We start from the raw sequence: 11,693 nt of genomic DNA, 5'->3' as shown, positions 1-11,693 counted from the left end.
TACATAGAAACAAGGAGGGGTAAGTTTATGAATTATAATATTCGTGGCGAAAATATCACTGTTACTCCCGCATTGCGTGAGTATATTGAGAAGAAGATTGGAAAACTAGAGCGTTATTTTGATACGCCTCCTACATCTGAAGTGCATGTTAATTTAAGTGTTCATACAGAGCAGAAAATTGAGGTTACAATTCCGATGTCTCAGCTTCTATTGCGTGCTGAGGAAACACATGTAGATATGTATGCAGCGATTGACCTTGTTGTAAATAAGTTAGAGCGTCAAATCCGTAAGCATAAGACGAGAGTAAACCGCAAGTTCCGTCAAGATGGCAATTCTCCGAAATATGTGTTTGCAGAATTGGAAAAAGAAGCGCGTGATGAATTGCTTGAGGAAGAAGAAGGCGCAGATGTTGTACGTACAAAGCGTTTCAACCTTAAGCCAATGGATTCTGAGGAAGCCATTCTTCAAATGAATATGTTAGGTCATAGCTTCTTCGTCTTTACAAATTCTGAAACAAACAATACAAACGTTGTTTATCGCAGAAGAGACGGAAAATATGGCTTGATTGAGCCTAGCTAATATACCTTTCGAAGACTGTTCCAATGCTTCATCTTAACTGTTTTGACTGAGTTTTTCGGCAGTCTAAGCGCAATCCACTTTGGGTTGCGCTTTTTATATTATTTTTAAGTTCGAAATACCTAGAAATGCCAATGTGGTTCATGCTAAAGTAAAGGTTGAATAGCGGTGGAAAGAGGGGTGAACCCATATTAGTAACCTTCTTATTAATCTATTATTCATATTGTTACCGTTGTTTGTTTATCAACTGTATTTAGCAGATAAAACGCGTTTATATAGACAGGGAAAGCTGCTTGCAGTTCTCATTAGCAGTGGAGTAATGCTGCTGTGTATGTCTTTTCCGATCATGATTATTCCGGGGCACGCGTTTGATTTGCGCCAAATTCCGTTTATCTTTGTGTTTTTGTATTTAGGACGTGTGCCTGGAAGTATTTTGTTCTCTGTGTTAGTTGCGTTTCGTTTATATATGGGTGGAGACGGTGTGTACATCGCGATACTTGTTAATGTTGTCTTGTTTGCAATGCTCTTGTATGTCGAGCCGAACTTTAAGAAGCGGGGATTGAAGCAGAAAGCCATTATTGTCTTTTCATTATCTATCTTAAAACCAGTCGCGATGCTGATTTACTTTCCACTTTTCTATGAAATGAACCGAGTGCTAAGTTTATTTACGGTCCAAGTGTTTTTCTTTCAAACGGCAGGTTTATTATTGACCCTTCACTTTATTGAACGGATGAAGTCAAATATCAAAGTTCAAGAGCAGGTAAAACAAGCTGAAAAACGGCAGGTTGTTAGTGATTTGGCAGCTTCGTTTGCCCATGAGATTCGCAACCCATTGACGGTCACAAGAGGGTTTGTCCAGTTATTGAAGCAAAAGGGTTTGCCGGAGAATAAGAGAGAGGAATTCATTCAACTGGCACTTGATGAGGTTGATAATGCGGAGCGGATTATTACGAATTATCTTTCATTCGCGAAGCCTGGTATTGAAAAGCCTGAACAATTGAATATTGCAAATGAAGTTGTTCGCTGCTGTTCAATTATGAAGCCTTATGCCAATATGCATGGCGTAGATGTTCGTTTAAATGCAGGTCCATCAGAATGCTCGTGTGTCATTGTCGGGCAGGCCCAAACCTTTCAGCAATGCTTAACAAATATTTTGAAGAACTGTGTCGAAGCAATGCCTAGAGGTGGGAATATTGACTTAGCCATTTCGAGAGAATCTGACAATGTTTACGTACTAATCCAAGACGAAGGAATCGGGATGGACAAAGAGAAGCTAGAGCGGCTTGGAGAACCTTTCTACTCAACGAAAGAGAAGGGAACAGGTCTTGGAATGATGGTCGTTTTCAGTATTATCGATGCGATGAATGGTGATTTACATATTGACAGTAAGGTAGATGAAGGCACCAAATTTCTAATGAGATTTCCGGTTATCGAAAATAATCCTAAGCCTCTGATCTCCAATGAGGCAGATTAAAGCAATTAATAAACTTTTCATAAATATTCTATAAAAATTTACATTTAAATGGTAAGGTAGTAGTAAGAAGGATAGAGGGAGGTTTTACGATGAATGTTGCAGGTGCTTCGATGGCAATGAGCCAGATGAATGCGAACAGCCAAGTAGATGTTGCATTAAAGAAGAAGACGATGAATGTTGCTGAGCAGCAAGGGAATGCAATGGTTGAAATGATGCAGAAATCCGCTCCACATCCAACTTCTGGTCATAATATTGATATTAAAGGTTAATCTTGGTTAGGGTCATGCTTTTAGGGGCATGACTTTTTTTAATCCCTACATTAAAACAGGGTTGAGTAGAATGCGTTAAAGGAAAATGTTATTATATAATATGGACTGTCATAGAACTTTTAGATAAAACGAAGGCTTTCGATATAGAGGCTTTATTTTTTTTATAACTTGGTGGGGTGCCAAGTTTTACGAATAGATGTGAAATTTAGCTCAGAGCGTTTACCCTAATTGAGGGGTAAGCGGAAATTCTAATAAAATCGGTGAGAGCGTGGAGCTCCGCCCTTTGTCCACTATAGAAAGCAGGGGAGCGTTCAGATATGATTGGAATCCTGAAAAAAATGTTTGGTGACGGCAATCAACGCCAATTGAATCGTATGCAGAAGGTTGTAGAGGACGTTGAAGCGCTAGGAGCTGAAATGGAAAAGCTGTCTGATGATGAGCTGAAGGCAAAGACAGCTGAATATAAGGAGCGCGTTCAAAAAGGTGAATCACTTGATAAGATTATGCCAGAAGCGTATGCGCTTGTACGTGAGGCGTCTACACGCGTTCTTGGTATGCGTCCTTATCCAGTACAGCTGATGGGTGCTGTGGCGCTGCATGAAGGTAACATTTCAGAGATGAAAACAGGTGAAGGTAAAACGTTGGCGTCTACAATGCCAGCCTATTTAAATGCGTTAACAGGCAAAGGTGTGCACATTATTACGGTCAATGAATACCTTGCAAGCCGTGATGCGGAAGAAATGGGTCAATTATATGACTTTCTTGGCTTGACGGTTGGTTTGAACCTAAACAGCATGTCACGTGAAGAGAAGAAGGAAGCATATGAGTGTGATATCACGTATGGAACGAACAATGAATTTGGGTTCGATTACTTGCGTGACAACATGGTGCTGTATAAGGAACAAATGGTTCAGCGCCCGCTCCATTTTGCGATTATTGATGAGGTTGACTCCATCTTAGTTGATGAAGCTCGTACACCATTAATTATCTCCGGGTCTGCGAAGAAGTCTGCGAACCTTTATCATCAAGCAAATGGGTTTGTTCGTACGCTAAAGCGTGAGGACGATTATACGTATGATGAGAAGACGAAGAATGTTCAGCTGACGGAAGAAGGAATTAACAAGGCTGAGCGTGCGTTTAAAATTGATAACTTGTTTGACATAAGCCATGTGCAGCTTACCCATCACATTAATCAGGCATTAAAGGCTCACGTCAGCATGCATCGTGATGCCGATTATGTCGTGCAGGATGGCGAAATTGTAATCGTTGACCAATTTACAGGCCGGATGATGAAAGGGCGTCGCTACAGCGATGGTCTTCACCAGGCGATTGAGGCGAAGGAAGGTCTGCAAATTCAAAACGAAAGTATGACACTTGCGACCATTACGTTCCAGAACTATTTCCGTATGTATGACAAGCTGTCGGGTATGACAGGTACGGCGAAGACTGAGGAAGAAGAGTTCCGTAACATTTACAATATGAGTGTTGTTGTAATTCCGACAAACAAGCCGATTGCGCGTAATGACCGTCCTGATTTGATCTATAAGACGATGGATGGCAAGTTCCGTGCCGTTGTAGAGGATATTGCAGAGCGTCACAGCAATGGGCAGCCAATTCTTGTCGGTACGGTAAATATCGAAACTTCAGAATTGATTTCTCGTTACTTGAAGAAGAAAGGGATTCCACATCACGTTCTGAACGCGAAAAACCATGAAAAAGAAGCCGATATCATTGAGAACGCAGGGCAAAAAGGTGCGGTAACGATTGCGACGAATATGGCCGGACGTGGTACAGATATCAAGCTTGGCGAAGGTGTAATTGATGTAGGCGGCCTTGCGGTTATTGGTACCGAGCGCCATGAAAGTCGCCGGATTGATAACCAGCTCCGTGGTCGTGCCGGTCGTCAAGGTGACCCAGGTATGTCTGTATTCTATCTATCAATGGAAGATGAATTGATGCGCCGTTTCGGTTCTGATAATATGCGTTCGATGATGGAGCGTTTGGGCATGGAGGATGACCAGCCGATTGAAAGTAAGCTCGTATCCCGTGCGGTTGAGTCAGCGCAAAAACGTGTTGAAGGAAATAACTTTGATGCGCGTAAAACGTTGCTTCAATATGATGATGTTCTGCGCCAACAGCGTGACGTCATTTATGACCAGCGTTACAATGTGCTTGATTCCGACAATTTACGTGAGATTGTCGAAGGAATGATGAAGTCTGCGATTGAACGTGTAGTCGATATTCATACGCCGCAGGATAAAGTGGAAGAAGAATGGGATATTGATGCCATTGTTGATTACATTAACTTAAATGTGCTTGAGGAAGGTGCGTTAAGCAAAAACGACCTTGCAGGTAAAGTACAGGAAGAAATTCTTGAGCTTATCATAGAGAAAGTGCATGCAAAATATGATGAGAAAGAAGAAGCGTTTGGTCCTGAACAAATGCGTGAATTTGAAAAAGTAATCGTTCTTCGTGTAGTCGATACGAAGTGGATGGACCATATTGATGCGATGGACCAGCTGCGTCAAGGTATTCACCTGCGCGCTTACGGTCAAAATGATCCGCTGCGCGAGTATCAAATGGAAGGTTTCTCAATGTTCGAGAATATGATCGCGACGATTGAAGAAGATGTCACAAAATACGTCATGAAAGCGCAAATTCAAAATAACCTTCAACGTGAGAAGGTTGCAGAAGGACAAGCGGTCAATCCGAAGCAAGACGAAGAAACAAAGAAACGCAAGCCATTCGTTAAGAAAGACGAAGTCGGCCGAAACGACCCTTGCCCATGCGGAAGCGGCAAGAAATATAAGCAGTGTCACGGACGTTAAGACCGGGGTACTATTAATTTAACAAAGACATTCTACGAGGTGAGCAATATGGAACTTGTTGAAATTAAACAAGAACTTGAGAAAATGGCTAAGCGTTTAGCGGACTTTAGGGGGTCTCTTTGACCTCGATACGAAGAAGGCGCGGATCGCGGAGCTTGAAGGAGTAATGGCGGAGCCGTCATTTTGGGATGACCAGGATTCGGCTCAGAAAGTGATTGGTGAAGTGAATGCATTGAAGGATTCGGCTCATTCATTCCAAGACTTACAGGAGCGCTATGAAAACCTTGAAGTTTCTTATGAGCTTGTGAAGGAAGAGCATGATGAAGACTTACGTGCTGAGCTGGAAGAAGAGATTAAAGATTTAGCGAAAGGCTTGAATCAGTTTGAACTGAACTTATTGTTAAGTGAGCCTTACGATAAAAATAATGCCATTCTGGAGCTTCATCCTGGCGCAGGCGGTACGGAGTCTCAAGACTGGGCTTCCATGCTTCTGCGGATGTATTCTCGCTGGGGTGAGCGTAAAGGCTTTAAGGTTGAGACACTTGACTACCTTCCTGGCGATGAAGCAGGGGTGAAGAGTGTGACGCTTCTTATTAAAGGTCACAATGCGTATGGCTATTTGAAAGCGGAAAAAGGTGTTCATCGCCTTGTGCGTATTTCACCATTTGATTCATCAGGCCGCCGTCATACATCGTTCGTTTCGTGTGAAGTGATGCCTGAGTTCAATGATGAAATTGAAATCGATATTCGCACAGAGGATTTGAAGATCGACACGTACCGTGCCAGCGGAGCAGGCGGACAGCACGTAAATACGACGGATTCAGCGGTTCGGATTACGCATACGCCGACGAATGTGATCGTGACATGTCAGTCTGAACGCTCACAAATTAAAAACCGTGATCGCGCGATGAAAATGTTAAAAGCGAAGTTATATCAGAAGCGGATTGAAGAGCAAGAACAAGAGCTTGCTGAAATTCGTGGTGAACAGAAAGAGATCGGCTGGGGAAGTCAGATTCGTTCCTATGTGTTCCACCCTTATTCAATGGTTAAAGACCATCGTACAAATGTTGAGGTTGGAAACACGCAAGCAGTTATGGACGGCGACCTTGAAATGTTCATCGACGCTTATTTACGTTCACGAATAAATGCATAACATGTTCGCAAAGAGGGTGACGATTATCGTCATCCTCTTTTTAGTGGAATTTTCTGTGCATGAACTGCCAAGCTGCTGCTTATCCTAGTAGAGAAATGCGCTAATACAGTGCTCATTTAGCTTGTTAACGCGTTATTTTAGTTTCGTTTACAGTGAAAATACCCCGTGATATACTTTCGAAGTTATGATGTTATCGGTTTAAATTTTTCTATTTTTTTCAGAAAGCGGGGGCTGGTTTATGATGATGAAAAAATATAAAAGGCAGGAGCCGAATCGTATTTTAACGATGGTAATAAGCTATGCGTATGTGTTAATTGGCTCATGCATAATGGCGCTTGCTTTTAACTTATTTTTACTTCCGAATAAGATTGCCTCTGGTGGTATTAGCGGGATAAGTATTATTTTGGATGCTGTATTCGGCTGGGAGCCGGCGATCTTTCAGGCTGCGGTAAATGTGCCGTTATTCTTTCTTGCCTTGCTTACGTTAGGTCTCGCTTTTGGTGCGAAGTCATTGCTTGGGACGTTTGCTTTGCCATTTTTCGTTTATTTGTCGAGAAATATTGAGCCATTAACGACCGAACCGCTTCTAGGTGCTTTGTTTGGCGGGATTGGAATTGGTTTAGGTTTAGGAATGGTATTTAGAGGGAATGGGTCCACAGGTGGTGTGGCAATTTTAGCCGCAATTTTACATAAGTATACAGGCATTTCCTTAGGTGCTTGTGTAGCGCTTATTGATGGTATTACGGTCACAACATCAGCGTTTGTCTTTAATGTAGAGCAGGCACTGTATGCATTAATCGGACTATTCGTAACAAGTAAAACAATTGATATTGTCCAGGTTGGGTTTGGACGTTCGAAGATGGCACTTATCATTACAGATCGTGAGCCTGAAGTACGAAAAGGCGTCTTAGAGAAAATAGACCGAGGGGTAACGAGGATCTCTGCGCAGGGCGGTTATACAGACGATGAGCGTCCAGTTTTGATGTGTGTCGTTGAACAAAGTGAGTTCACAAAATTGAAACAACTTGTTAAAAGTATTGATAGCTCTGCTTTTGTGATTGTTATGGATGCATCCGAAGTGTTAGGTGAGGGTTTTAAACGGGAATAATTTGGTTATAATGAAGTAGTGTACATAATTTTAATGGTACACTTTTGTCAGGCTGGATAAACATGCTTGTTATCAGTCTGAACTTGTCAAAAAACCTTGTAAGGGGGAGTCGTTAATGAAGAAGAAGTTACTAGCTATGTTGTTTGGCTCGGCATTAGTTCTTGGTGCTTGTGGCGGCGGTGGCGAAAATAACGCGTCAGAAGAACCAGCTGAGCAACCAGCAGAAGAACAGCCAGCAGAGGAGCAACCAGCAGAAGAGCCAGCTGAAGGTACTGAAGGCGAAGGCGGTGCTGTAGATACTGCCGGTGCAGAAGAAGTCTACCAACAAAGCTGTGCTAGCTGTCACGGTCAAAATCTTGAAGGCGGCGTAGGTCCAAAATTAGCAGATGCAGGCTCTCGTTTATCAAAAGATGATATCATGAGCATCATCCAAAATGGACAAGGCTCAATGCCAGCAGGTCTTCTTCAAGGTGAAGATGCAGAGAAAGTTGCTGCTTGGTTAGCTGAGAAAAAGTAAGTGAATGAGACAAAGGCTTCCTGAATTTCAGGGAGTCTTTTTATTTTGTGAGAGGCCTAGAGCAATCGGACAGCCTGAACGCCTTCGACGCACAGGATGTGCTAGTGCAGGCGTTGTCACAGGACGTGACGCACTTAGTTGTGTCGGGCAGGAATTTGTGTTGCTTCCGACGCACAGGACGTGCTAGCGTCGGTGTTGAAATAGGATGTTTCGTTCTTAACCGACGTTCCTATTAATGCTCCGAGGCAAAAAGCGCCTCTATGTGTGAAGGCTCCAGCAAACAATATTTCTGGGCGGCCCGCCTCCGCTTTTCGCGGATGTCTAGCTGCGAAAGGCAGGCTGCGCGAATTGTTTCACCTTTTCACGCCGAAAGCAAAGAGCGGCTTTCTCTGTGAAAAGGCTCCAACAATCGGACAGCCTAAACGCCTTTCTTCGCTTTTCGACATAAATGCTCTTTTTTGTGCGAATAGCTGTTTTGAAGTCTTCGCGCGCTTTCCTTTTTTCACATTTTCACCATATTTCGAAAAGAATTAGAATGAGTAACATATTTTTCTTCGAAAAACAGTAAAATTTGATGTTATAATAAAAACTGTGTAAACATGTGCAGTTTTTGGCCGTTATAGTAATTGGACATTGGCAGTTTAAGTCGAAGTATGAGAATGCCTATCAGTTTACAGTACATAATTTGAAATGAACATGTTAAGATTCGTATCTTACAATATAGCGTTAAATGTTGTAACGCCAGTCCAGCCTAAGCTCCACGACTGGGGCTTAGAGTTTGGTTGGCAAGCTATGTCTATTTTCACGAACAGAAAAATCAAAAGGTCTTGGTGATCATTATGATAGAAATGAAAGGGGTTTTTAAGCAGTACCCCAATGGTGTGATTGCGGTAAATGGTATTGATGTACAAATTCGGCAAGGTGAATTCGTTTATGTGGTCGGTCCTAGTGGTGCTGGGAAGTCAACTTTTATTAAGATGATTTATCGAGAAGAGAAGCCATCTGAGGGCATTATCACAATTAATGGAATCGACTTAACGAAATTAAAGGAAAAGAAGGTTCCATACCTGCGCCGAAATATTGGAGTTGTGTTTCAAGACTTTAAGCTGCTTCCAAAGCTTACAGTCTATGAAAATATCGCGTTTGCCTTAGAGGTGACAGAAGAAAGTCCAAAACATATTAAGACTCGTGTAATGGAAGTGCTTGACTTGGTGCGCTTAAAGCACAAAGCCCGCTTTCTTCCTGACGAACTATCAGGCGGTGAGCAACAGCGTGTATCGATTGCTCGCTCGATTATTAACTATCCTAAGGTAATGATTGCAGATGAACCGACAGGAAACTTAGATCCGGAAACGTCATGGGAGATTATGAAAATTTTCGAGGAAATTAATAATCGTGGCACAACTGTGGTGATGGCAACGCATAATCGAGAGATTGTAAATCGGATTCGAAAGCGTGTAATTGCCATTGAAAGCGGCCGGATCGTTCGAGACGAACTTCGAGGTGATTACGGCTATGAAGATTAGAACATTATTTCGACATTTTAGAGAAGGTATGAAAAATATTACGAGAAATGGCTGGATGACATTTGCATCTGTTAGTGCAGTCACGGTAACATTAGTATTAGTAGGCACATTTCTCATTATTATGATGAATTTGAATGAAATGGCGAATACGATTGAAAAAGATGTAGAAATTCGCGTTCATATAGATCTAACCGCTTCAGAACAACAACAAGAAGCGCTGCAGCAGAAGATTGAACAAATACCACAGGTGAAAGACGTTCAATATGTCTCGAAGGAACAAGAACTGAACTCGATTATTAGTAGTTTGGGAGACGAGGGAAAAGCTTTCGAGTCGTTGAAAGAAGAGAATCCTCTGAATGATGTGCTTGTCGTTCAGACAAATAATCCGCAGCTAGATACAAAGAAAGTTGCAAAAAAGATTGACAAATATCAATTTGCTACTAAAGTAAATTATGGGCAGGAAACAGTTGAACGCTTGTTTAAAGTCCTGACGGTTGCTCGGAATATTGGAATCGGTTTAATTATCGGTCTAATGTTCACAGCGATGTTCTTAATCTCTAATACAATTAAAATAACAATTGTAGCGCGAAGAAGAGAAATTGAGATTATGAAGCTTGTTGGGGCAACGAATTGGTTTATCCGCTGGCCGTTCTTTGTAGAAGGCTTAATGCTCGGCATCTTAGGCTCTATTATTCCAATTACGTTGTTGTTAACAAGTTATGATTATGTATATAAGCTATTAAATCCGAAATTACAGGAGTCATTCTTGCACCTCTTGCCATTCAATCCGTATGCATTCCAGCTTGCAGGTATTTTGCTTGGAATCGGGGCTTTGATTGGTGTATGGGGAAGCTTGATGTCTGTCCGTAAGTTCTTAAGAGTTTAAAATTTTATATGTGAGAAAGCAGTAGAAAGGGGAAGCGCGGTGTTGGCCAGAGAGAGAATGTTGAAGGTGTTAGTATCAGCAGCTATTTTTAGTTCAGGGGTCTTCGGGGCTACATACGACGCCTCTGCTAATCAATATGAGAATAATATAAAATCGATCCAGGAAAAGCGCTCAAACATTGAACAAGATGAAAAAGCAGCCAAACAGCAATTAAATAAAATCGAGCAGGAGCAACAGCAGCTTGCTGAAGAAATGAAAAGAATCGACATGGCGGTTGGAGAAACGAAAGAAAACATCCGTCAGAACGAAAAAGATATTAAGCAAACAAAGCATCAAATCGCACAGTTGAAAGATGAAATTGAAGTGCTAAAGAAACGGATTAAAAAGCGTGACGCACTTCTAAAAGACCGAGCACGTTCATTGCAAGAAAGTGGTGGAATGGTCAGCTACTTAGATGTCTTACTTGGAGCACAGAGCTTCTCAGATTTCGTTGACCGCGCAGGTGCAGTGTCAGCTATTATGCAGCAGGACAAAGAAATTCTAAAGCAGCATATGGAAGAAAAAGCGCTTGTCGAGAAGAAGAAAGAAGAAGTATCAAACAAATTAGAAGAACTTGAGAATAAGCTTAAAGAACAAGAACAATTGAAAGCTCAGCTTGAACAGCAGAAAGAGCAGAAGAATCAAATTATGGCTCAGCTGAAAGAAAAAGAGAAAGATATTGAAAAAGAAATTCTTTCAATGAATGAGCAGAAGCAAATTTTAGATAACCAACAAGCTTACCAGCAGCGTTTATTAGAGCAATGGGAAGCGGAACAGCGTCGTCTTGAAGAAGAGCGCAGACGAGCAGCACAGCAAGCAAAGAATAAGAATAACGGTAGCAGCAGTAGTAGTCATACAAGCAGCGGCGGTCAAACCCCAGCTGTTACTGCAGGAGCATTTATGCGCCCAGCAAATGGGCCTGTCACGTCCAATTTCGGTAGCCGTTGGGGAACGCTTCATGCAGGGACTGATATCGGAAAGGCAGCAAGTGATGTTCCGATCGTAGCTGCTGCCACTGGAATTGTGTTCCGTTCTTATTACTCAAACTCTTATGGGAATGTTGTGTTCATTACGCACAACGTAGACGGAAAAATTTATACAACGGTGTATGCGCATATGGAAAATCGTCTAGTATCTGAGGGGCAGGCTGTGCAAAAAGGTGAACGAATTGGTTACATGGGGAACACTGGGCACTCAACAGGACCTCACTTACATTTCGAGCTCCATGAAGGCTCTTGGAATTATTCGAAGAGCAACGCTGTGGACGCTAGAAAATACATTAACTTTTAACGCACATAAACCGAACAAGCCCATCAT

At 42.1% G+C, this 11,693-nt stretch carries 10 protein-coding genes; all 10 read left to right on the top strand.

Annotated features, from left to right (window positions below; translation table 11 throughout):
- The first annotated feature begins 27 nt into the window (after positions 1 to 27).
- The 10 genes from raiA (at position 28) to LC040_14960 (ending at position 11,666) form a co-directional block, all read left to right on the top strand.
- A complete protein-coding gene (gene raiA, locus LC040_15005) occupies positions 28 to 579 on the top strand; it encodes a ribosome-associated translation inhibitor RaiA (protein WLR50554.1) in 552 nt (183 codons plus the stop codon).
- Positions 580 to 895: 316 nt separating this feature from the next.
- Positions 896 to 2,050: an ATP-binding protein gene (locus LC040_15000; GenBank protein ID WLR50553.1), complete on the top strand. Its 1,155-nt coding sequence runs from the start codon at positions 896 to 898 to the stop codon at positions 2,048 to 2,050.
- 89 nt (positions 2,051 to 2,139) lie between these two features.
- Positions 2,140 to 2,319: a YjfB family protein gene (locus tag LC040_14995; GenBank protein ID WLR50552.1), complete on the top strand. Its 180-nt coding sequence runs from the start codon at positions 2,140 to 2,142 to the stop codon at positions 2,317 to 2,319.
- Positions 2,320 to 2,636: 317 nt separating this feature from the next.
- Positions 2,637 to 5,147 carry a preprotein translocase subunit SecA gene (secA, locus tag LC040_14990; protein WLR50551.1) on the top strand — a complete coding sequence of 837 codons (2,511 nt, stop codon included), beginning with the start codon at positions 2,637 to 2,639 and terminating at the stop codon, positions 5,145 to 5,147.
- Between the two features lie 48 nt (positions 5,148 to 5,195).
- A protein-coding gene (gene prfB / locus LC040_14985; GenBank protein WLR50550.1) for a peptide chain release factor 2 occupies positions 5,196 to 6,300 on the top strand; the annotation gives its coding sequence in 2 pieces (ribosomal slippage) (positions 5,196 to 5,267 and positions 5,269 to 6,300; 1,104 coding nt in all).
- Between the two features lie 244 nt (positions 6,301 to 6,544).
- The gene (locus LC040_14980) at positions 6,545 to 7,408 is read left to right on the top strand and encodes a YitT family protein (GenBank protein WLR53312.1); all 864 of its coding nucleotides are present in this window, start codon (positions 6,545 to 6,547) and stop codon (positions 7,406 to 7,408) included.
- Positions 7,409 to 7,523: 115 nt separating this feature from the next.
- Positions 7,524 to 7,925 (top strand): cytochrome c, encoded by a 402-nt coding sequence (locus LC040_14975; GenBank protein WLR50549.1) that lies wholly within the window; start codon positions 7,524 to 7,526, stop codon positions 7,923 to 7,925.
- An 839-nt stretch (positions 7,926 to 8,764) separates the two neighbouring features.
- Positions 8,765 to 9,451, top strand: a complete 687-nt coding sequence (gene ftsE / locus LC040_14970; protein ID WLR50548.1) for a cell division ATP-binding protein FtsE — start codon at positions 8,765 to 8,767, stop codon at positions 9,449 to 9,451.
- Positions 9,441 to 10,337: a permease-like cell division protein FtsX gene (gene ftsX / locus LC040_14965; protein ID WLR50547.1), complete on the top strand. Its 897-nt coding sequence runs from the start codon at positions 9,441 to 9,443 to the stop codon at positions 10,335 to 10,337. Before ftsE ends, ftsX begins: the two co-directional genes overlap by 11 nt.
- A 42-nt stretch (positions 10,338 to 10,379) precedes the next feature.
- Positions 10,380 to 11,666 (top strand): peptidoglycan DD-metalloendopeptidase family protein, encoded by a 1,287-nt coding sequence (locus LC040_14960; GenBank protein ID WLR50546.1) that lies wholly within the window; start codon positions 10,380 to 10,382, stop codon positions 11,664 to 11,666.
- The last annotated feature ends 27 nt before the right edge of the window (positions 11,667 to 11,693 follow it).

This window comes from Bacillus tianshenii (assembly GCA_020524525.2).
GTDB lineage: Bacteria > Bacillota > Bacilli > Bacillales > Bacillaceae_N > Bacillus_AV.
The sequence above is the reverse complement of the archived record's forward strand: the minus strand, read 5'-3'. Positions and strand labels throughout refer to the sequence as shown.

Coding starts and splice junctions, on each gene's coding strand:
- ftsE (WLR50548.1), top strand. CDS start 8,765: ATGATAGAAATGAAAGGGGTTTTTAAGCAGTACCCCAATGGTGTGATT.
- LC040_14975 (WLR50549.1), top strand. CDS start 7,524: ATGAAGAAGAAGTTACTAGCTATGTTGTTTGGCTCGGCATTAGTTCTT.
- ftsX (WLR50547.1), top strand. CDS start 9,441: ATGAAGATTAGAACATTATTTCGACATTTTAGAGAAGGTATGAAAAAT.
- LC040_14995 (WLR50552.1), top strand. CDS start 2,140: ATGAATGTTGCAGGTGCTTCGATGGCAATGAGCCAGATGAATGCGAAC.
- LC040_15000 (WLR50553.1), top strand. CDS start 896: ATGCTGCTGTGTATGTCTTTTCCGATCATGATTATTCCGGGGCACGCG.
- secA (WLR50551.1), top strand. CDS start 2,637: ATGATTGGAATCCTGAAAAAAATGTTTGGTGACGGCAATCAACGCCAA.
- raiA (WLR50554.1), top strand. CDS start 28: ATGAATTATAATATTCGTGGCGAAAATATCACTGTTACTCCCGCATTG.
- LC040_14980 (WLR53312.1), top strand. CDS start 6,545: ATGAAAAAATATAAAAGGCAGGAGCCGAATCGTATTTTAACGATGGTA.